The organism is Paenochrobactrum glaciei, from assembly GCF_039522165.1.
Lineage (GTDB): Bacteria > Pseudomonadota > Alphaproteobacteria > Rhizobiales > Rhizobiaceae > Paenochrobactrum > Paenochrobactrum glaciei.
Genome location: NZ_BAAADE010000001.1, coordinates 443265 through 464575, shown reverse-complemented (window position 1 = coordinate 464575; position 21311 = coordinate 443265). Strand labels below are relative to the sequence as shown.

General features: G+C 50.3%; 20 protein-coding genes. 12 read left to right on the top strand and 8 right to left on the bottom strand.

Annotation, left to right across the window (positions count from 1 at the left end; translation table 11 throughout):
• Nucleotides 1-125: 125 nt before the first annotated feature.
• Genes nhaA through ABDZ76_RS02285 form a run of 3 tightly spaced genes read right to left on the bottom strand, consistent with a single transcriptional unit; the run spans nucleotide 126 to nucleotide 2396 of the window.
• Nucleotides 126-1307, bottom strand: a complete 1182-nt coding sequence (gene nhaA, locus ABDZ76_RS02295; protein WP_343800738.1) for a Na+/H+ antiporter NhaA — start codon at nucleotides 1305-1307, stop codon at nucleotides 126-128.
• A gap of 48 nt (nucleotides 1308-1355) precedes the next feature.
• Nucleotides 1356-2162 carry a tRNA1(Val) (adenine(37)-N6)-methyltransferase gene (locus ABDZ76_RS02290; protein WP_343802948.1) on the bottom strand — a complete coding sequence of 269 codons (807 nt, stop codon included), beginning with the start codon at nucleotides 2160-2162 and terminating at the stop codon, nucleotides 1356-1358.
• A gap of 12 nt (nucleotides 2163-2174) precedes the next feature.
• Nucleotides 2175-2396 carry a putative signal transducing protein gene (locus ABDZ76_RS02285; protein ID WP_343800736.1) on the bottom strand — a complete coding sequence of 74 codons (222 nt, stop codon included), beginning with the start codon at nucleotides 2394-2396 and terminating at the stop codon, nucleotides 2175-2177.
• A 238-nt stretch (nucleotides 2397-2634) separates the two neighbouring features.
• On the opposite strand from ABDZ76_RS02285, the gene ABDZ76_RS02280 reads away from it, so the two are divergent.
• The 7 genes from ABDZ76_RS02280 to ABDZ76_RS02250 all read left to right on the top strand — a co-directional run bounded on the left by ABDZ76_RS02280 (nucleotide 2635) and on the right by ABDZ76_RS02250 (nucleotide 12247).
• Nucleotides 2635-3651, top strand: coding sequence for a polyprenyl synthetase family protein (locus ABDZ76_RS02280; protein ID WP_374844549.1), 1017 nt, complete (start codon nucleotides 2635-2637; stop codon nucleotides 3649-3651).
• 187 nt (nucleotides 3652-3838) lie between these two features.
• Nucleotides 3839-5635: a tetratricopeptide repeat protein gene (locus ABDZ76_RS02275; RefSeq protein WP_343800730.1), complete on the top strand. Its 1797-nt coding sequence runs from the start codon at nucleotides 3839-3841 to the stop codon at nucleotides 5633-5635.
• 141 nt (nucleotides 5636-5776) lie between these two features.
• The gene (locus ABDZ76_RS02270; RefSeq protein WP_343802945.1) at nucleotides 5777-6724 is read left to right on the top strand and encodes a glycine--tRNA ligase subunit alpha; all 948 of its coding nucleotides are present in this window, start codon (nucleotides 5777-5779) and stop codon (nucleotides 6722-6724) included.
• Nucleotides 6724-8895 carry a glycine--tRNA ligase subunit beta gene (gene glyS, locus ABDZ76_RS02265; RefSeq protein ID WP_343800727.1) on the top strand — a complete coding sequence of 724 codons (2172 nt, stop codon included), beginning with the start codon at nucleotides 6724-6726 and terminating at the stop codon, nucleotides 8893-8895. Before ABDZ76_RS02270 ends, glyS begins: the two co-directional genes overlap by 1 nt.
• 127 nt (nucleotides 8896-9022) lie before the next feature.
• Entirely contained in the window at nucleotides 9023-9994 is a 972-nt protein-coding gene (locus ABDZ76_RS02260; protein ID WP_374844515.1) for an L-threonylcarbamoyladenylate synthase, read from the top strand.
• A gap of 20 nt (nucleotides 9995-10014) precedes the next feature.
• Entirely contained in the window at nucleotides 10015-11436 is a 1422-nt protein-coding gene (locus ABDZ76_RS02255) for an FAD-binding oxidoreductase (protein WP_343800724.1), read from the top strand.
• A 259-nt stretch (nucleotides 11437-11695) separates the two neighbouring features.
• Nucleotides 11696-12247 (top strand): DUF6101 family protein, encoded by a 552-nt coding sequence (locus ABDZ76_RS02250; RefSeq protein ID WP_343800721.1) that lies wholly within the window; start codon nucleotides 11696-11698, stop codon nucleotides 12245-12247.
• Here ABDZ76_RS02250 and ABDZ76_RS02245 read toward each other — a convergent pair.
• Nucleotides 12244-14058: an acyl-CoA dehydrogenase family protein gene (locus tag ABDZ76_RS02245; protein ID WP_343800718.1), complete on the bottom strand. Its 1815-nt coding sequence runs from the start codon at nucleotides 14056-14058 to the stop codon at nucleotides 12244-12246. The genes ABDZ76_RS02250 and ABDZ76_RS02245 overlap by 4 nt on opposite strands.
• A 118-nt stretch (nucleotides 14059-14176) precedes the next feature.
• Complete coding sequence (purD, locus tag ABDZ76_RS02240; RefSeq protein ID WP_343800715.1) at nucleotides 14177-15457, bottom strand: phosphoribosylamine--glycine ligase; 1281 nt, start codon at nucleotides 15455-15457, stop codon at nucleotides 14177-14179.
• 158 nt (nucleotides 15458-15615) lie between these two features.
• Here purD and ubiA point away from each other — a divergent pair, with 158 nt between their 5' ends.
• Entirely contained in the window at nucleotides 15616-16632 is a 1017-nt protein-coding gene (gene ubiA / locus ABDZ76_RS02235; protein WP_343800712.1) for a 4-hydroxybenzoate octaprenyltransferase, read from the top strand.
• 20 nt (nucleotides 16633-16652) lie between these two features.
• Here ubiA and pdxH read toward each other — a convergent pair whose 3' ends face one another.
• Complete coding sequence (pdxH, locus tag ABDZ76_RS02230; RefSeq protein WP_343800709.1) at nucleotides 16653-17273, bottom strand: pyridoxamine 5'-phosphate oxidase; 621 nt, start codon at nucleotides 17271-17273, stop codon at nucleotides 16653-16655.
• Between the two features lie 60 nt (nucleotides 17274-17333).
• Between pdxH and ABDZ76_RS02225 the strand changes: the two genes are divergently transcribed.
• From ABDZ76_RS02225 to ABDZ76_RS02210, 4 genes are all read left to right on the top strand, one after another.
• Nucleotides 17334-17780: an RT0821/Lpp0805 family surface protein gene (locus ABDZ76_RS02225; RefSeq protein ID WP_343800706.1), complete on the top strand. Its 447-nt coding sequence runs from the start codon at nucleotides 17334-17336 to the stop codon at nucleotides 17778-17780.
• 134 nt (nucleotides 17781-17914) lie between these two features.
• Complete coding sequence (locus tag ABDZ76_RS02220) at nucleotides 17915-18817, top strand: DnaJ C-terminal domain-containing protein (protein ID WP_343800703.1); 903 nt, start codon at nucleotides 17915-17917, stop codon at nucleotides 18815-18817.
• Between the two features lie 284 nt (nucleotides 18818-19101).
• Entirely contained in the window at nucleotides 19102-19920 is an 819-nt protein-coding gene (gene fabI, locus ABDZ76_RS02215) for an enoyl-ACP reductase FabI (protein WP_184223497.1), read from the top strand.
• 10 nt (nucleotides 19921-19930) lie between these two features.
• Nucleotides 19931-20521 carry a histidine phosphatase family protein gene (locus ABDZ76_RS02210; protein WP_343800697.1) on the top strand — a complete coding sequence of 197 codons (591 nt, stop codon included), beginning with the start codon at nucleotides 19931-19933 and terminating at the stop codon, nucleotides 20519-20521.
• Nucleotides 20522-20531: 10 nt separating this feature from the next.
• Here ABDZ76_RS02210 and ABDZ76_RS02205 read toward each other — a convergent pair whose 3' ends face one another.
• Nucleotides 20532-20981, bottom strand: coding sequence for a Dabb family protein (locus ABDZ76_RS02205; protein ID WP_343800693.1), 450 nt, complete (start codon nucleotides 20979-20981; stop codon nucleotides 20532-20534).
• A 75-nt stretch (nucleotides 20982-21056) separates the two neighbouring features.
• Nucleotides 21057-21308 carry a DUF1344 domain-containing protein gene (locus ABDZ76_RS02200; RefSeq protein ID WP_343800691.1) on the bottom strand — a complete coding sequence of 84 codons (252 nt, stop codon included), beginning with the start codon at nucleotides 21306-21308 and terminating at the stop codon, nucleotides 21057-21059.
• Nucleotides 21309-21311 lie beyond the last annotated feature (3 nt).

Genomic DNA, 21311 nt, shown 5'->3' with positions numbered 1-21311 from the left:
GCAAACAGGCAGTGTGTTTTGTTTTCAATATCTTCACAGAATGCTTATTTAGGAAGCAAATTTGAAAACGCAAAGAAAAACGCCCGATCAGCGGACTGATCGAGCGTTTTTTATCTGTTTATTGTTTAAATGCGTGTTTTTGTCGGCGCAACACGCAGGAGCAGATAACCAATCACTGCGGAGAGACCGGAGCCCATCAGAACGCCGAGTTTGGTTTCTGTTTGCATCAGCTCGGACGGGAACGACAGCAAGCCGATAAAGATACTCATGGTGAAACCAATACCGCAGAGAATGGCAACGCCATAAAGTTGCAACCATGTGGCACCCATTGGCTTCTGCGCAAGGCCGCATTTGATGGCAAGCCATGCCGCACCAAAGACACCGATCTGCTTACCGATGAACAAGCCACTGGCAATGCCGAGTGTCAGACTATCGGTGACCACATCCATATTAATGCCGGTGAAGGAAATGCCCGCATTGGCAAAACCAAAAATCGGCACAATCAGGAAAGCAACCGGTTTTGCCAGCGCATGTTCCAGAATATGCAATGGTGATGACATATTGTCAGGGCTGCCCGGTGCCGGTTTCAACGGGATGGTCAAAGCGGTAATCACACCAGCAACAGTTGCATGCACGCCGGAATTCAGCACGAAGAACCATAAAACAGCACCAACAACCAGATATGGCAGGATTTTCATCACGCCCATGCGGTTCATGGCAAAAAGCACGATTGCAGCACCGGCGGCCGCGCCCAAATATGGCAGCGAGATTTCAGCCGTATAAAAGACAGCGATGATTGCAACGGCTGCAAGATCATCAAGGATCGCAAGTGTTGCCAGAAACACTTTCAGGCTTGTTGGGACGCGCGAGCCAAGCAGCGACAAAACACCAAGCGCAAAGGCAATATCGGTGGCGGAAGGCACTGCCCAGCCGCGCACTTTGGCCGGATCATCAAAATTAAGCCACGCAAAAAGGAGTGCCGGAACAATAACACCGCCTGCGGCTGCCAGACCCGGTAGCATACGATTCGGCCAGCTTGCCAATTGTCCGTCGACAAATTCGCGTTTGATTTCGAGGCCGACAAGCAGGAAGAAGATGGCCATTAACAGATCATTGATCCATTCCAGCACGCTCAAAGGGCCAAGCTTGGTGGCAAGGCCGCCAAAATAGCTGGCAGCAATAGGGGAGTTAGCAACGACAAGCGCAAGCGCGGCGGCCGCCATCAAAGTTATGCCACCGGCGGATTCTGCATCGAGAAATCGGCGCATGATGGAGGTCGGGCGGACGGGCTGGGAATTTTGATTCATCAGTCAGAGTGCCTGTTGGTTATTTTTTAATGGAATGGCTCAAAGCCGTCATAAAAGACTAGTGAGACCGTTATTAATGGCAATAGCTCGTTCTGTGAAGCTATTACCGGTGTTTTCGTGCAAGTTTAGCGCCGGTTGAAAGCTGAGCGGAGCCTTGCTGCCCTTCACGCCAATGAAGATAAGGCGGATTGCAGCTGCTTGCGGGCGCGGGTGGATAGGGATGATTTGAATAGCACCAAAACGCGCCGATAATGCGGTGAGAATTGTATAAAGTGAGGCAGGGCGGGCAATAATGGCCACAGAACCGCCTGGTTTTACAATCGCTGCTGCCGTTTTAATCCATGTTTCAAACATGTCAGGCGGCATCACATGCGCTTCGGCTTTAAGAACGTGCGGTGTTGAGCGATCAGCTGCCGAATTAAACGGCGGGTTCATAATAGCAAAATCAAAATAATTGCTGATCAACCCTGCTTCTTCACGCTTCTTGCCGGTTAAAGACACGTCGGCATTTAATAAAGACAGCCGGGGCGCCAAAGAGGCATTGACCACTAAGGCCATGGATTTGCGTGCAAATTCCGTCATCAGTTCGGAGCGCTCAATCAGCGTCACTTGCGCTTGTTCGCAGCGCGCTGCAACGGCAAAGCCGGCAGCACCGGCACCGGCACCAAGATCAGCCACATATCCGTTGAACTCATGCGGCACACAGGCTGCCAGCATCATGGCATCCACGCCCGAACGGTGACCTTTTAAAGCTGGCTGAATGAGGTGGAAGCGGCCACGATGAAAAACATCTTCCGTTTCGCCCAAAGCTTCAAGAGGCGTGGTTTCAGGAAGTTCTTTTTCTGGCAATGTCATTTCAGGCATATATTATTGTCGCAATTCAATTTCGATACCGGCATCAATCAGACACTGTCTGGCGCGCTCTTTTTCTGACTTTTCCACCATCAATCGTCTCGGTAAAATGCCGAGTGATCCTTCGATGATGCTCATATTCGTATCGGCGATGAAATAGCCGATCTCGGCTTCTTTCATCAGAGCTTCGGCAAAAGATAATAAAACCGGATCATTGGTGCGCAATAATTCATACATGGTTTCAAGCACCCTTTATTAGATTTGCTCTGTCCGGTGTATATTTGAGCATTTTTATTCCGCAGATACCGGATTTATTGATTTATATCACTGTGCCGACAATTAGTAGCGTTGACAACAGGTGCCCGACGATGTTGTGAACAGCTTAACAATGAATTATAGCGCGATTGACGAAATTTGCCGCTTGAGCATTAAGAGACGCTTGAATAATGTATGCGCGCATACAGGAGTAATGACATTGGGTGTGGTTTTAAACATCGGCGATACAAAAACGAATGCAGGTTCGGTTCAGCCTTTGATCGACCTGACCAAAGCCGATATGGCACGGGTAAACGAATTTATTCTGGCTCGGGCCGGTTCTGATGTCGAAATGATTCCTGAAGTGGCGAACCATCTGATCTCATCAGGTGGTAAAAGATTGCGCCCGATGATGACCCTGGCAACCGCCAGAATGTTTGGCTATGAAGGCACAGGTCATATCAGCCTCGCAACATCAGTTGAATTCATGCATACGGCTACGCTTTTGCATGATGACGTAGTGGATGAAAGCGATCTGCGCCGCGGTAAAAGCACAGCGCGCATGATCTGGGGCAATCAGGCCAGTGTTCTGGTTGGCGATTTCCTGCTCGGTCAGGCTTTCAAAATGATGGTTGATGTCGGCTCATTGCAAGCGCTTGATGTGCTAGCGACATCCGCTTCCGTGATTGCGGAAGGTGAGGTCATGCAATTGGCGGCTGCCAAAAACATGGACACCACAGAAGAAGAATATCTGGCCGTTATTAAAGCTAAAACAGCTGCGCTTTTCTCGGCTGCGGCAGAAGTTGGCCCGATCATTGCTGAAGCAGGTGATGGGCCGCGCAAAGCTTTAAGTTCTTATGGTCTTAATCTCGGTCTTGCTTTCCAGCTAATTGATGATGCGCTGGATTATGGCGGCAGTGCTGCTGATCTGGGTAAAAACACCGGTGATGATTTCCGCGAAGGCAAAATCACCATGCCGGTTTTGCTGGCCTATAATCGTGGTTCGGATGAAGAACGTGCGTTCTGGAAACAGGCGATGGAAGAGGGCAATAATGATGATGCCGCTCTTGAAAAAGCCATCCAGCTGATGCTGAAAGCCAATTCCATTGCTGACACTGTACAGCGTGCGCGCGATTTTGGTGAAATGGCACGCGAAGCACTTGTTGACTTGCCAAACGGCGCTCATAAAGATGCGCTGATTGAAGTGATTGATTTTTGCATCAGCCGCGTGAACTGATTTGTTACGCTGCCTCTTAAATAGTGGAGGCAGCGCTCATCACCGCAAAAAAGCCATGGTTTGAAGTCCAGCTACGGCTGGTTTGAAAAATACCGGGCGATGCGGATCAAAAGCCGGAAGCGACGGTTGTCAGACAGGATTTTTCTTTTAACAATCCTGCTGACAGAATAAAAAAGGATAGTTTGGAATGCGGCGCCGCCCAGTTTTACGTCCTCTTTATGCAGCTTTGAGCATTATGCTCTCCGGTGCTTTTTTACCTGTATCCGGTTTCGCTTCCACCACTGACAGCACGCCACAGACAGAGCCTTATAAATCCATCCGCGTTGGTTCTTTTGCCGGTGCCTATCTGGCAGGTCGTGTTGCTGAAAACGACAATAATATGCCTGCAACGATTGATTTTTATCGTCAGGCATTGGCGTTTGATCCCGGCAATTTACAGCTGAAACAGGATTTACTGCTGGCTTTGCTGACCAATGGTCAGTTTGAAGAGGCGATGCCTTGGGCAAAAGAGCTGCAAAATAATCCGGAAATCGAGCGTTTTTCCCGCCTTGCTTTGGCGGTTGATGCTATTTCGCGTGAGAAATATCGTCAGGCACGCCCATTGCTCGATTATTCCGTGCAATCGGACATGGATAAATTATCCTCGCAGCTGATAAAGGCTTGGGCCAATTATGGCGCTGGTAATCCTAAAAATGCGGCTGCTGCGATTGAAGCGATTAAAGGGCCGGAATGGTATAAGCTGTTTCGCACCTATCACTCAGCTTTGATGGCCGATTTGTCCGGTCAGGAAAAGGCTGCGGAAGGGTTTTATAAAAAAGCTGTCGCTGATAGAGCCGGTGGTGGAGCAGCTCCCGACACTTATGAACGCATCATGATTTCCTATGCGGGCTTTAAGGCACGTCATGGCGACATCAAAAGCGCGATTGAGATTTTAAAAAGCGCCGAAGAGTTACTGACCGGCCGCAAAACGCTGGCCGAAATGCGCTATACGCTTGAAGCAGGCAAAGTGCCTGAGCGTTTGATTTCCAGCCCGAAGCAGGGGGCTGCTGAGGTGCTTTATGCACTTGGAACTGCGATTAACCGCAGCGGTGCCGAAGCTTTTGCCAAATTATATTTGCAGATGTCACTCCCGCTTCGTGCCGATGATGATGCAACGCTTTTCCAGCTTGGCGATATTTCAGCCAAATTGCGCCAGCCGGAAAGTGCCATTGATTATTATAGCCGTGTTTCGGAAAATTCTTTCTATCGCATTGATGCCGAAATGCAGCTGGCGTTGAACCTTGCCGAGAGCGAAAAAGAAAAAGAAGCGATTGAACATCTGAACGCGTTGCTTGAGCGCGACAGAAAAGATATGCGCACTTATCTCGCTTTAGGCAGCGTTTATGCGCAGGCGAAAGACTATGCCAATTCTGCCAAGACCTATGATCAGGCGGTGGCGTTGATTGAAAAACCGGAGCGGCAAGATTGGACGATTTATTTCCAGCGCGGCATTTCTTATGAGCGCTTGAAAGAATGGGATAAAGCCGAGCCTAATTTCAAAAAAGCACTGGAACTATTCCCCGATCAGCCGCAAGTTTTGAACTATTTGGGCTATTCATGGGTTGATATGGGTATCAATCTGGATGAAGCGCTGGATATGATCCGCAAGGCGGTCGAACTGCGCCCGCAGGATGGCTATATCACGGATTCGCTTGGCTGGGCTTATTACAAGCTCGGGCGTTTTGATGACGCGGTGGTGGAACTTGAAAAGGCGGTTAAACTGCGCCCTGAAGATGCCACCATCAATGACCACTTAGGCGATGCTTATTGGCAAGTCGGGCGTCAGCTTGAAGCAACTTTCCAGTGGCACCATGCCACTGCCGGTAAGCCGGAACCTGAAGAGCTTGCCAAGATTGAGGAAAAGCTCAAAAAAGGTTTAATCCCGCCTGAAAATCCGGTCAAAGCGGATACACCGGCAGATGTAAAGCCGGAACCGAAGCTTTAAGGCGGTTTTCATATCCTGATCAATATCATTTACAGGCTCGGTTCAGCTAAAGCTTGACCCATGCAGGCGGACAATTTAGACCGAGCTATTCTCTTGAAACACAGACGAGGCCCGTACGTGACTACCACGCTGCCTGACCACATGCATCCGACCCGCTCTTTTCAGGGCTTTATCATGGCGCTCCAGAATTACTGGGCGAACCATGGTTGCACAATTTTGCAGCCATATGACATGGAGGTCGGCGCAGGGACGCTGCATCCGTCCACCACATTGCGCGCGCTGGGGCCGAAACCTTGGAATGTTGCCTATGTGCAGCCTTCACGTCGCCCGAAAGACGGTCGCTACGGTGAAAACCCGAACCGCATGCAGCATTATTACCAGTATCAGGTGCTTTTGAAGCCAAGCCCGCCAAATTTGCAGGAGCTTTATTTAGGCTCGCTGAAGGCGATTGGTATTGATACCGAATTGCACGATATCCGCTTTGTGGAAGATGACTGGGAAAACCCGACCACCGGTTCCTGGGGACTGGGTTGGGAATGCTGGTGTGACGGCATGGAAATTTCACAGTTCACTTATTTCCAGCAGGTTTGCGGCATTGAATGTTCGCCGGTCGCGGGTGAGCTGACCTATGGTCTGGAACGTCTGGCTATGTATGTGCAGGGCGTCGATAATGTTTATGACCTGAACTTCAATGGTCTGGAAGGTGAGGACAAGGTCACTTATGGTGATGTGTTCTTGCAGACCGAGCAGGAATATTCGCGTTACAATTTCGAGATCGCCAATACAGAAATGCTGCATCAGCATTTCATTGATGCGGAAGCAGAATGTAAGGCTGTGCTTGCCGCTGGTGCGCAAGAGGCGGGGAGTGCTGAAGGCACGAGCCGGACTTTACATAAATGCGTGTTCCCGGCCTATGACTATGCGATTAAAGCTTCGCATATTTTCAACCTGATGGATGCCCGTGGTGTTATCTCGGTGACTGAGCGTCAGAGCTATATCTTACGTGTTCGCAATCTGGCGCGCCAATGTGGTGAAGCCTTCCTGCAGACCGAAGCCGGTGGCGTAAACTATAAAAATGAGACACGCTGATGCCTGATTTACTGTTAGAACTCTTCTCCGAGGAAATCCCAGCGCGCATGCAGCGTAAAGCAGCAGGCGATTTCAAGAAGCTTATCACTGATGGCTTGGTGGAAGCAGGGCTGACCTATGAGGCGGCAACTAGCTATTGGACACCACGTCGTCTGGCACTTGATATTCGCGGCCTGACAGTGCGTTCCAAAGATATCCGTGAGGAAATCAAAGGCCCGTCCACATCAGCACCGGAACAAGCTGTTCAAGGCTTTTTGCGCAAAGCCGGTTTAAACGATGTCAGTGAAGCGCATGTGCATAGTGACCCGAAAAAGGGTGATTTCTATGTGGCGCATTTGGTGAAAACCGGCCGTACGGCGGAAGAGATTGTTGCGGAATTAGTACCTGCAACCATCCGCAATTTCCCGTGGCCGAAATCCATGCGCTGGGGCAAGGCTTCTGCCAAGTCCGGTGCGTTGCGCTGGGTGCGCCCGCTGCAATCCATTCTTTGCACCTTCGGCCCTGAAACCGAAGAAACCAAAGTAATCGAGTTTGAAGTCGATGGCATCCATTCCGGCAATGTCACTTTCGGACATCGTTTCCTGAGTGATGGTCAGCCGATCAAAGTGCGCCGCTTTGACGATTATGTCGAAAAGCTGGAAAAGGCTTTTGTGGTGCTGGATGCTGAACGCCGCAAAGAAATCATCGCCACCGATGCCCGCAATCTGGCTTTCGCTTCCGGACTTGATCTGGTTGAAGATGCAGGTTTGCTGGAAGAGGTTTCCGGCTTGGTGGAATGGCCGGTTGTGCTGATGGGCGAGTTTGAGGAAGAGTTCCTCGCTATCCCGCCGGAAGTGATCCAGCTCACTATCCGCGTCAACCAGAAGTGCTTTGTCACCCGCAAGCAGGGTGAAGAAACTGCACTTTCCAACAAGTTCATTCTGGTGTCCAATATTGTTGCCCGTGATGGCGGCAAGGAAATTGCATATGGTAACGGCAAGGTTGTGCGTGCACGCCTGTCTGATGCTTTGTATTTCTGGCATACCGATCAGGCGAACATGCCTGATATGGACAAGTTGCAAGCATCTGCTGCCAAATTTGAACTTGATCTGGCCAAGCCGCTTGATCAGCGCATGGCGCGTCTGGATAGCTTGAATGTCACCTTCCATGCCAAGCTTGGCACGCAGGGCGCACGCGTTGCACGTATCGAAAAACTGGCCGCAGAAATTGCGCCGCTGATTGGCGCCGAGGTGGCGCTGACAAAACGTGCTGCCGTACTGGCAAAAGCAGATTTGCAGACCGAAGTTGTCGGCGAATTCCCTGAATTACAGGGCGCGATGGGGCATAAATATGCGCTTCTTCAGGGCGAAAACCCAAGTGTTGCGCAAGCATTGGAAGATCATTATAAGCCGCAAGGTCCATCTGACCGCGTGCCGCGTGATCCGGTTTCTGTTGCGGTTGCCTTGGCCGATAAGATCGATACGCTGACCGGTTTTTGGGCGATTGATGAAAAGCCGACAGGTTCGAAAGATCCTTACGCTCTACGCCGTGCAGCTTTGGGCGTTATCCGTCTGATCCTCGACAATGATGTGCGTGTAGCGCTGAAATCCTTGATTCAAAATGCTGAAAGCGGCCTTGCATCTGTGGATGGTTTGGCTTCGCGTGATGTGAGCGGCGATCTCCTTTCCTTCTTCCATGAACGCTTCAAAGTTTATTTGAAGGATGAAGGTGCGCGTCATGATGCGATTGATGCGGTTCTGTCTGCGGATGCCGACAATCTGCTTCTTGTTGCCCGTCGTCTTGAAGCACTGATTGTCTTCATCAATACGGAAGACGGCAAGAATTTGCTGGCCGGTACAAAACGTGCTGCCAATATTCTGGCCGCAGAAGAGAAAAAAGGCGCTGTCACTGATGTCGCCATTGATGCTTCTTTATTCACACAAGACGAAGAAAAAGCATTGCATCAGGCTGTGCAGGCGGCTTCTGCAGAAGCTGACGCTGCAATCAAGAAGGAAGACTTTGCTGCCGCAATGACAGCTATGGCACTGTTGCGCGCGCCGGTTGATGCTTTCTTTGAAGGCGTTCTTGTGAATGACGACAATGAAAAAGTGCGTGCTAATCGTCTGGCTCTCTTGAAGGCTATTCGTGATGTGACCTCTCAGGTGGCGGATTTCTCTAAAATCGCTGGCTGATAAGACCATATAAAACTATCAAAAACGCGCCTCTCACGGGGCGCGTTTTTTTGTTGGTCTTCTTAAGCATAATTTTCTGGGCTTGCTCGACAGCTTTGGTTAAACAGAGCTGACAGGAGATTATAACGTGTCCCGAATGATAAAACTGGATCAGAGCGGTGTTCAGGCTGCTGTAGATGTGCTGGCGGATGGTGGCTTGGTCGCTATCCCGACCGAAACCGTTTATGGCTTGGCCGCAGATGCGACCAATGGCGAAGCGGTTGCCAGTATTTTTGCTGCCAAAGGTCGTCCGCACTTTAATCCGCTGATTGCGCATGTCAGTGATTTGGACATGGCCAAACGCTATGTGCAGTTTGATGCTGTGTCGGAAGCGCTTAGCCATCATTTCTGGCCGGGGCCGTTAACACTGGTGCTGCCGCTTTTACCGGCAAGTGAAGGGCAAAATATTCATCCACTAGCCACTGCCGGACTTGAAACATTGGCTGTTCGTATGCCGCAAGGGGCAGTACGCGATATTATCAGGCAATTTGATCGCCCTATCTCTGCGCCAAGTGCCAATCGTTCCGGTCGTATCAGCCCGACCAGTGCTGAGGCGGTGGCTGAAGATCTGGGCGAGCGCGTGGATTTGATTTTAGATGCTGGCGCTTGCGAAGTGGGCTTGGAATCAACAATCGTGAAGGTGGAAGGTGATGCCCTTTATCTGCTGCGCCCGGGTGGATTGGCGGCAGAAGAGATTGAAGCATTTACCGGTAAACCATTGCTGCGCCTTGATCAGCGTGCTGCCATTCAGGCGCCGGGAATGTTGAAATCTCATTATGCACCGAATGCGCAAATGCGTCTGAATGTGGATGAAGTTCATGCCGGTGAAGCATTGCTTGCTTTTGGCCAAACCCGTGTGCCGGGCCATGAAAATGCGGTTGCCACGCTCAATCTGAGTGAGAGCGGAAATTTGCGCGAAGCGGCGACCAATCTTTTTGATTATATGAAAAAGCTCGATACATATGGCGCTGCAACGATCGCGGTGGAACCTATTCCGGTGAGCGGGTTGGGCGAGGCTATCACTGATCGTTTGGCGCGCGCTGCGGCTCCCAGAGATTGATAAATTAAAAGGTAGATAAGATGGCTGTGGCTCTATCGTCTGAATTAATCGGGCAATTTAAAGCAATTGTCGGTGATGCATATGCTTTGACCGATCAGGCCGATATCGCTCCTTATCTGACAGAACAGCGCGATCTTTATCATGGGCGTTCAATGCTCGTTCTGCGCCCTTCCGGCACTGAGCAGGTTGCCGCTATTTTAAAGCTTGCCAGTGAGACCGGAACGGTAATTGTGCCACAAGGTGGCAATACGGGGCTGGTTGGTGCGCAGCAGCCGGACGAAAGCGGGAAAGCGGTGGTTTTATCGCTTGGTCGTATGAATAAAATCCGCGCCCTTGATCCGGTCGGCAATCTGATCACAGTTGAAGCCGGTGTGATTTTGCAAAATGTGCAAGAAGCGGCAGATAAAGAAGATCGCTTGTTTCCCTTGTCGCTTGGCTCGGAAGGCTCTTGCCAGATAGGTGGCAATTTAAGTTCCAATGCGGGCGGCACAGCGGTTCTGAGCTATGGCAATATGCGTGAGCTTTGTCTGGGGTTGGAAGTGGTGTTGCCAACAGGCGAGATTTTAAATGATCTGCGCTACGTCAAAAAAGACAATAGCGGCTATAATCTCAAAGACTTATTCATCGGTGCGGAAGGCACTTTAGGCGTTATCACTGCGGCTGTATTGAAGCTTTTTCCCAAGCCTAAAGGCAAAGCTGTTGCCTATGCGGGGCTAAAATCGCCCGCTGCTGCACTGCAATTGTTTAAAATTGCCACCGAAAAGGCAGGCCCTGCTTTAACCGGTTTTGAACTGATGCCACGCATCGGCGTGGAGTTTACTGTCAAGCACGTGGAAGGCGCACGCGATCCGCTGCAAGCGCCGCATGACTGGTATGTGCTGATTGATATTTCTTCAAATCGCTCGGAAGAAGACGCGCAAAGCTTGATGGAAGATATTCTGTCCGTGAGCTTTGAGGCCGATATTGTGCAGGATGCAGCATTGGCTGCCACAATCGCACAGGCGCAATCATTCTGGAAAATGCGTGAGGAAATGTCTTGGGCGCAAAAGCCTGAAGGCGGTTCAATCAAACATGATATTTCTGTACCTGTCGCATCCATTCCGGCTTTCATTGAGGAAGCAAGCCGGACTGTGATGGAAATGGTGCCCAATGCCCGTATTGTTTGCTTTGGTCATATTGGCGATGGTAATTTACATTTTAACATTTCGCAGCCAATTGGTGCCGAAAAACAGGCATTTTTGAACCTTTGGGCGGCGGTTAATCATGAAGTTCATGCCATTGTGGATAAGTATCATGGCTCAATTTCAGCCGAACACGGCATTGGCCAACTGAAACGTGCAGAACTTTTGCACTATAAATCACCTATTGCTTTGGACTTGATGCGCCGTATTAAACGGGAACTTGATCCGTCCGGCATTATGAATCCCGGAAAAATATTATAAAACAATACCTTAATGGCTATTTGAATGCTTGAATTGCAACTGTAGCAAGATTGATACAGTTGCACGTTGTTGTCTTTATAAGGTTTCCGAAGTGTTACAGGCGTTTTTGTTCTGGTAACCAATAATAATGGTCAGGATTTCTTAACCTAACTTCTTAAAGTCGTCGGTAATAACCATCGCCTATTGTTACCTCCAACGAAGCCGCAAAGGCTCGAAAAGAGAAGCCTTAAAACGGCTCTCAGGAGATACAGGGCGTAAGATGCGTAAACAGGAACAACAACAGCCGGTATGGGCAAACAGAGAGCTGAGGCTCAACCCGTTTCGTTTTCCGCAAGTGGTCAGCTATGCTAATCACGAGCGCGAAGAGCTGGTGACTTTTACACTTAACGAACGTGGTGCTGTTATTCGCCGCGTTATGCCCTCAAGCGGTATGCCAATGTCTGTTTCGCTGCCTGCTTCTGCATTTATTGGCGTGACGGCGCGTGCGGCGGAAGATGCGGATGGCCATATCACCGTAACGCTTGAGCTGATGCATGCTGATCCGCAATTGTCGGTGCCGTTGCTGGTAGCGCATGATTTGGCCGATGTGGCCGACGATTGGCGTGCATGGGCAAGCGCTTTTGACCTGCCGATGATGCTGGTTGAAGAAGACGGCGTTGCACGTTGCTTGGATGAAAGCACGAGCTTGACTGCGAGCGAGCAGGGGACACAGAAGAATATCCGCCGCCCTCGTTTTATTGCCCGTCACAAAACATCCGGTTTAGGCATGCGACTGGTGGTCGGTGGCAAAGCTGTTATTACGCCACGTTAAGCGTTCAAGATTGTTTTTGCGGCCTGCAAAATATGCGCACCGCCAATGATGCTTTGTTTTAGCGCCATTGTTTCCGGCAAGATATAAGCATTGAAAAACTGGCTGAGATGAATGCGGGCTTCTTGACTGTCGTTTAAAGCGGAGCGCACCAAATAGGCCGCTCCTGCTGTCAGTGACAAAAGCCTTAAATAAGCTGTTGCACCGGCCAGAGCATCATCTGTTTTTTTATTCGCCAGACATTCCTGACAATAGCTGGTGGCTTGTTTCAGATCACTGATCGCATTGCTAAGTGCTGTGCCGCATTGTTGTAGCTCCGGCGATTGGGCTTGCGCCGCTGCGTCTGCCTCTTGGCTAAGTTCAGCAATAAATCCGTGAATATGCTGGCCATCTTCCAGTGGCAATTTGCGCGTGACAAGATCAATCGCCTGAATGCCGTTCGTGCCTTCATAAATCGGTGTGATGCGCGCATCACGCAGTAATTGTGCAGCGCCTGTTTCTTCTATGTAGCCCATGCCGCCATGCACCTGCACACCAAGCGATGCAACCTCCACGCCTGTATCGGTAGAAAAGGCTTTGGCAAGCGGGGTGAGAAGGCTGGCGCGATTTGCCCAAAAACCTTGTTGGTCCGGCTCGGCCATATTGGCCATGTCGAGCGCAAAGGCGCAATTATAGGCAATCGAGCGGGCGGCCTGCGTCAATGCTTTCATGGTGAGCAGCATGCGTTGCACATCAGGGTGAACAATAATGGCTTCTGCCTGCGTGGATGAAGGCTTGCCGCTGTTTCGTCCCTGCATACGTTCTTTGGCGTAAGCTATGGCTTTTTGGGTGGCCGCTTCAGCAACGCCAACCCCTTGGATGCCGACCAGCAAACGGGCATTGTTCATCATGGTGAACATGCAGGCAAGGCCACGGTTTTCTTCGCCGATCAGATAGCCGACAGCACCGGCTTCGTTAAGTTCACCAGTGCCATCACCAAAAATCCCTTTACTGTCACCAAAAATCATTGTGCAGGTAGGGGAGGCATGAATACCAAGTTTATGCTCCAGTCCAGCACAAAAAACATCATTGCGTTGGCCGAGGCTTCCATCTTGTTTGCTTAAAAATTTCGGCACCAGAAACAGCGAGATACCCCTGCTGCCTTCCGGTGCATCGGGCAGACGTGCAAGCACCAGATGAATGATATTGTCGGTCAGATCATGTTCGCCATAGGTGATGAAAATCTTCTGGCCGAAAATACGATAAGTGCCGTCATCGCGCCGTTCCGCACGGCAGCGCAGCGCGCCAAGATCAGAGCCTGCTTGCGGCTCTGTCAGGTTCATGGTGCCCATCCATTCGCCGGAAATTAGCTTGGGCAAATAGGTGTCTTTGATGGCTTGGCTTGCGTGCTGTTCCAGCGCTTCCACAGCGCCAATGGTGAGAATAGGGCCAATGGCAAAACCAAGTGAGCCGGCATTCCACATTTCATTGACAGCAACAGAGAGGGACACCGGCAGCCCTTGGCCGTCATAATCTGTTGCGCCTGTCAGGCTGTTCCATCCGGCTGCTGCCCAATCCTGATAAAGCTCTTTCCAGCCTTTGGCTGTGGTGACGTGTGCTTCTTGTAAAGTCGCACCTTCCTGATCGCCTGATTGGCGCAGTGGAACAATGCGATTTTCAGTAAAGCGCGCTGCCTCATCCAGAATTGCACTGAGCAGATCTTGGCTTAGATCGCCAAAGCGCTCTTCCTGTAATACCTGCTCAAGTCCCTTGGCTTTTGTGCCGGTGACTTTGAGCAATGTGTGCAAAATATCCGTGACGGGTGCGCGATACATGAAGCCCTCCATCTGTCATGCGTGTGATAGAAGTATCGGCTGGGCTTAGAGGGGTCAATGAGCGTTTTTACTTATGAGGGATATAAAAATCCCGCCTTTTCGGGGCGGGATTTTAAACTTATTGCTCTTGCTCGCGGATAATGGCGCGCCAGCCGATGTCGCGGCGGCAGAAACCATTTGGCCAGTCGATTTTTTCAATCGCTTCATAAACCTTGGTCTGGGCTTCGCTCACTGAGCTGCCGGTGGCTGTCACATTCAAAACGCGACCGCCATTGGCAACAAGATTGCCGTCTTTCAGCGCGGTGCCAGCGTGAAAGATTTTGACATCTTCAGTTTTAGCGGCTTCGTCGAGGCCTTTGATTATGCTGCCTTTTTGCGGTGCTTCCGGATAGCCTTTGGCTGCCATGACGACGGTTAGTGCCGTTTCATCTGAAAATGTCGGGCTGACTTCATCAAGTTTGCCGTCAGCAGATGCAGCCAGTAGTTCCAGCAGGTCAGATTGCAGGCGCATCATCAGCACCTGACATTCAGGATCGCCAAAACGGGTGTTGTATTCAATCAGCTGCGGGCCGTCTTTGGTGATCATCAGACCAGCAAAGAGAATGCCCGAAAACGGATGGCCAAGCTCTGCCATGCCGCGCATGGTTGGCTCGATCAGTTCTTTCATGGTGCGCTCAACCATTTCGGCAGGCATCACTGGCGCTGGTGAATAAGCACCCATACCGCCGGTGTTCGGCCCCGTGTCGCCGTCGCCCACGCGCTTGTGGTCTTGTGCGGTGCCGAAAGGAATTGCGGTTTTACCATCGCACAGGCAGAAGAAGCTTGCTTCTTCACCATCGAGATAGGCTTCGACGACAACTTCTGCGCCAGCCTGACCAAAAGCCCCTTCAAAGCAGGCATCAACGGCTTCAAGCGCATCTTCCAGCTCCATCGCAACAACCACGCCCTTGCCAGCGGCAAGACCATCAGCTTTCACCACGATTGGTGCGCCTTGCTGGCGGATATAGGCTTTGGCTTTAGGCGCATTGTTGAAACGGCCATAAGCTCCGGTTGGAATGTTAAAACGGGCGCAAAGGTCTTTGGTAAAGCCTTTCGAGCCTTCAAGCTGTGCTGCACCTTGTGAAGGGCCAAACACGCGGATGCCGTTTTTGCGTAAAGAATCGCTCAAACCATCGACAAGCGGGGCTTCCGGGCCAACGACAACGAGATCGATTGCTTTTTCTTTGGCAAATGCAACCACTGCATCATGGTCTTCGACATTGAGGCTCACCAGTTCAGCGTGGTCAGCAATACGGGGATTGCCCGGTGCACAATAGAGTTTATCAAGCAGTGGTGAGGCTGAGATTTTCCATGCTAAGGCATGTTCACGTCCGCCGGAACCAATCAACAGGACTTTCATAACTTGCTCCATCTTCGCTTGATCAGTAATAAGAGAGTATGTTGCTGGTTGTCTATTGACGAATGGGCAGGCGGGCAAGGCCAAAGGCAAAGATTTTTCATGCTTTTGGTATGCTCAACCGCAAAAGTTTGAAAAAATTGAACAGGACAGATCGCATTATGGCGTCATCAAAAGCAGATCAGCATATTCAATCACGGGATGCCCGTGGTCGCGTTAAGGATGCGCCGTCCGGTCACTGGGCTTATAAAATACTTCCGCCTGCGCTTTGGCCTTATGCGCAGCTGGCGCGCTGGGATCGTCCGATTGGCTGGCAGTTGTTGCTGTGGCCGTGCCTGTGGTCAACCGCTTTGGTGGCCGGAGCAGGGCTTGCCAATGTGGATGCAACAAGCGTTGAAAGCGTTTGGAGCGTCTTGCCTTCCATCTGGCATATTATTTTGTTCACCATTGGCGCAATTGCGATGCGCGGTGCAGGCTGCACCTATAATGATCTGGTCGATCAGGACATTGATGACAAAGTTGATCGCACCCGTTCGCGCCCGCTTCCGTCAGGGCAGGTAACACGCAAACAGGCCAAGATTTTTCTGGTTTTGCAGGCACTGGTTGGTTTGCTGGTTGTTTTGCAATTCAACTGGTTTTCGATTTGGTTGGGCGTTGGATCGCTGGCGATTGTCGCAGCCTATCCGTTTATGAAGCGCATCACCAACTGGCCGCAATTTGTGCTGGGTCTTGCTTTCTCATGGGGCGCGTTGATGGGCTGGGCAGCTGATCGCGGCAGCCTCGCACTGGCACCTGTGCTGCTTTATATCGGCTCGATCATGTGGGTCATCGGTTATGACACCATCTATGCTCATCAGGATAAGGAAGATGATGCGCTGGTAGGCGTACGCTCGACCGCGCGTTTGTTCGGTGCCCGCACGAAACAGGCATTGTTTGTGCTTTATGGCGGTGCTTTGATTTGTTTTGCCGCTGCTTTTGCGGTTGCCGAAGTGCCGATGCCGGCTTTGGCCGGATTGCTTGCGGCAGCGGCTCATATGTTCCGCCAGATCAGAGTGCTGGATATTGATAATCCGGATCAGTGCCTGCATTTGTTTAAATCCAATCACATTGTCGGATTTTTGATTTTCGCAGGGCTTGTCTTCGGTTCGCTTTGGTTTGTGATTAAGCCGCTCATTTGAGCGGCTTAATTTTTTACGTTTTACGGGTAGAGACGGGCAGATTGCCAATCTGATTCTGGGTCAGGACGCGTAAATTGCACGCGGTCATGCAAGCGGAAGGCGCGGTCATGCCAGAATTCGATGGATGTCGGACGGATTCTAAAGCCTGACCAGTAGCTAGGGCGCGGAATTGAACCAATTGCATAACGGGTGGTGTATTCGGCAACCGCTTTTTCTAAGGCAAAACGGCTTTCCAGCGGGCGCGATTGCTTAGAAGCCCAGGCGCCGATGCGGCTGCCGCGGGCGCGTGATGCATAATATTCATCGGCTTCAGCGTCGCTGACTTTTTCAACCGGTCCGCGCACGCGCACCTGACGGCGCAGGGATTTCCAGTGGAAACACATGGCGGCTTTTTCGGCAAAAAGCACTTCACGACCCTTTTGGCTTTCGTAATTGGTGTAAAAAACAAAGCCCCGCTCGTCGAAGTCCTTCAGCAAAACCATACGCACATTTGGCATGCCATTTTCATCGACGGTTGCAATTGCTACGGCATTGGGATCATTGGGTTCAGAAACTTCCGCTTGTTTTAACCATTCACCAAACAGTTGAAATGGTTCTGCTGCTTGCGTAAAGTCACCATTCGTTAACTTGCTATCGCTCATAATCACGCCTTTATCGCACCAAAAAAAGGAAACGCATTGGTCAGCCGTAATGCGCACCTTATGTTAAAGACAAGTTCCGCACCGTCGATCGCAGCCAAATGCCATCGTTGGGTGGCATTGTGCAGCCTGATTTTTGTCACCGGCTGCGCCATGGGTGGCGTCAGTATCGAAAGTGCCGTTCCTGATAAATCATCCATAACAGGTTCGGTTGCCCCTTCACAACAGCCGGATACGGACAATGAAACGCTTTCTGACCGCAATGCAATCCGCAATGTGGTGTCGGGACTTGATTTCAACACATGGGGCATGAAGCCGGTGCCATGGGCAAATCCTGATACAGGCAGTCAGGGTGTGATTAATCAGGTTTCTGAGGTGCAGAAAACGGATGGTCTGTGCCGTGAATTTGAAACATCACGACAGGCATTTAACGGCGTTTCGCTCTATCGCGGTGAAACTTGCATGCGAAAAGGTGGCGATTGGGTGCTGAAATCCTTCGCACCTTTGTAATTATTGCGCTTTATTTGCACTTAACCTGTCATTTTTTACGCGTTTCAGAGAATAAATCTGGAACTTTGCGGCCATGATGCGCATATATGATTTAACTATGTTATTTTATCTATCATTCGTGAGAGAGGGTGTATATGCGCGATCCCTATAGCGTGCTGGGCGTCGCTAAATCTGCGAAGCCCGAAGAAATTAAATCTGCATTTCGTAAGCTGGCGAAAAAATACCATCCGGATCAGAATAAAGATGATCCGCAGGCTCAGACCAAGTTTTCTGAGATCAATCAGGCTTATGAAATCATTGGTGATAAAGACCGCCGTGCGCAATTTGACCGCGGCGAGATTGATGCTGAAGGTAAGCAGACCTTTCAGGGCTTTGGTGGCAGCGGTGCGGCGGGTGGTGATCCGTTTGCAGGCTTTCGTCAGGGCGCCGGTCAGGGTGGTTTCCGTCAAGGTGGCGGCTTTGGCGGTGCGGAAGATATTTTCAGCGAGATTTTTGGCGGTGGCTTCGGGGGCGGGCGTCAACGTGCCAGCCGTCCTGCCAAGGGTGCCGATTTGTCGGCTACGATTTTCGTGAGCCTTGAACAGGTGATGGGCGCCGAAAAAGTCGAAGCTGTTTTCCCGAATGGTAAAAATCTGGCAATCAAACTGCCGGCCTTTGTGGAAGACGGACAGGTGATCCGCCTGAAAGGGCAGGGCGAGCAACCCATGGGTGGTGTTGCCGGTGATGCGATGGTGACGGTCAAATTCAAGACGCATCCGCGTTTTGAAGTGAAGGGTCGCGATCTGCATCTGGATTTGCCGGTCAGCATTAAAGAAGCCGTGCTTGGAGGCCGTGCGGAAGTGGAAACACTAACCGGACGTCTCGCAGTTAAAATTCCGGAATGGTCAAGTTCTGACAAAGTACTGCGTTTGAAAGGCAAAGGTTTGCCGGTCAAAACAGGCGGACATGCGGACTTATTTGTGCATATTCGTCTGATGTTGCCGGAAAACGGTGACGAAGCTTTGAAAGCATTTTTTGAAAAAGCAGATGCTTCGTAATAAAAACCGGCAATAATCATGCAGTATTCACGCAAACTTGTGCTTGAATTTATAAAGTGAATGGTTTTATTACGTTACTCAACTAAATTATAGTGCCTTGGAAGGTGCCGGTTCGGTTTTGAACCGGCATTTTTTCGGGATTTCATAGGAATGAATCCTCATTATCACCAGCAATGATGGTCGTGAGGATTTGTTTTTTCATGTCATTTCACTCACATTGCTTGAACCTTGCGCCTAGCTGTGCAATAGGGCAAGTAGTGAATAATTTCGATGAGGACGGGTGTATGACCGCAAAGTCTGGGTTGTTGCAAGGCAAACGCGGATTGATTTTAGGCGTAGCCAATAATCGGTCAATCGCCTGGGGTATAGCAAAAGCTGCTCATGAGGCGGGGGCTGAACTGGCTTTCACCTATCATGGTGATGCTCTTAAGAAGCGCGTAGAACCACTGGCAGCAGAATTGGGCGCATTTGTTTGCGGCGATTGTGATGTTGCTGATGGTGCCAGCATTGATGCTATTTTTGAAACATTGGAACAGAAGTGGGGCAAGCTTGACTTCGTCGTGCATGCCATCGGCTTCTCCGATAAGGATGAGCTGACTGGTCGTTATGTTGACACGTCAGAAGCCAACTTCAACAACACCATGTTGATTTCAGTTTATTCGCTGACAGCGATTTCGCGTCGTGCAGAAAAACTGATGAAGGACGGCGGCTCCATTTTGACGCTGACCTATTATGGTGCAGAAAAAGTTATGCCTAACTACAATGTTATGGGCGTGGCAAAGGCTGCTCTTGAAGCCAGCGTTAAATATCTGGCGGTTGATTTAGGCCCGCAGAACATTCGCGTTAATGCGATTTCCGCAGGTCCGATCAAGACGCTTGCTGCTTCCGGTATTGGTGATTTCCGCTACATTCTGAAGTGGAACGAGTATAACGCACCATTGCGTCGTACTGTGACCATTGATGAAGTGGGTGATGTTGGTCTGTACTTCTTGTCAGATCTTTCCCGTTCAGTGACCGGTGAAGTTCATCACGCAGATTCGGGCTATCATGTCGTTGGCATGAAGGCTGTCGACGCTCCGGATATTTCTGTCATTAAAGATTAAAGGTGTCGCTGTGACCCGGGAAATTATTTACTTTTCGCGTCACGGCGAAACTGACTGGAATGTTTCACAACGCGTTCAGGGTCAGCTTGATATCGACATTAATGATAATGGCAGATCTCAGGCCGACCGGAACGGGTTGATGCTAAAAGAACTGATCGGCACTGCTGACGGTTTTGATTTTGTAGCAAGCCCTTTGCGCAGAACGCGCGAAACGATGGAGCGTATCCGTCGTGGCATGGGGCTTGATCCTTCCGCATACCGCACCGACCCTTTGCTGATGGAAGTCAATTTTGGCGATTGGCAGGGCTTTATGCTGGAAGATATCGCGAAAAAACGCGATGATCTCATCCATGAGCGTGCCCACGATAAGTGGAACTTTGTGCCGCCGGGTGAATTTGCTGAAAGCTATCAGATGCTCTCAGAGCGCATCCAGCAATGGATTGCGACCGTTGACCAGAAAACTGTCTGCGTCACCCATGGTGGCTGCATTCGCACGCTGTTTCATGTTTATGGTGGTTTGGACGGCCATGATGCCGCCAATCTGGTGATTCCGCAGGATAAAATCCTGAAATTGGAAAATGGCCAGCTAAGCTGGCACTGAATTTCCTTAACTAGTCGCGAAAATCAAAAACAAGAGCTCCTTGAACATCAAGCAAGGGGCCAACCAGTTTTTTGAAATTGTGATGGGCTGCATCATAAAATTGCGGGTCATGAACCAGCGGTTCTCCGACATAATAATTACGGTCGCCCTCGGAGTTAAATGTGACAATAAAACCAAGCGTGAAGCCTTGGCTCGCACCTTCACCGCTCATCTGATCGCCATAAGAGATCGATTGAATATAAGGCTTGCCATCGCGCAGGCAGCGCTGTTGCAGGCTGTTAAATTCGGCCGCGACCTGATCTTTTTGTGCTGTTGTCACATCCGCTTTAAAGCGAAACAGAACAATATGTCTGATCGTGCCGGGTTTATAATCACTCTTTGTAAATTGAGCCGCGCCGACACGGTTTAGATCTTGCCTAAACTGGGTTTCTGCCGGTAATGCTTGGCTGACTACTGCCATGAAAATATCTTTTAAAAACTGAAAGTGTTAGCTCTGCCGCTCATAGGGGCAGAGCATTGAAGTAAATTCACACAATCAAGGGGCGTCTTGCAGGTCAGTGACATAGCGCACGTCATCCACCTGATCATAAAGAATGATGACCTTCATACCCAGCTTGATAAAACTGTAATCAAACTCGTCAGGCAATTGATAGCGTTTATTGTCATCAAGTGTGATGGTTTCATTGGCTTCATCGATGGAGCGTATTTTACCCTCGACATCTTCTGCCATCACGCTGGTGGAGAAAAGCGATACAATAATAAAGGCAAGGCTGAATAAATATTGCATGTC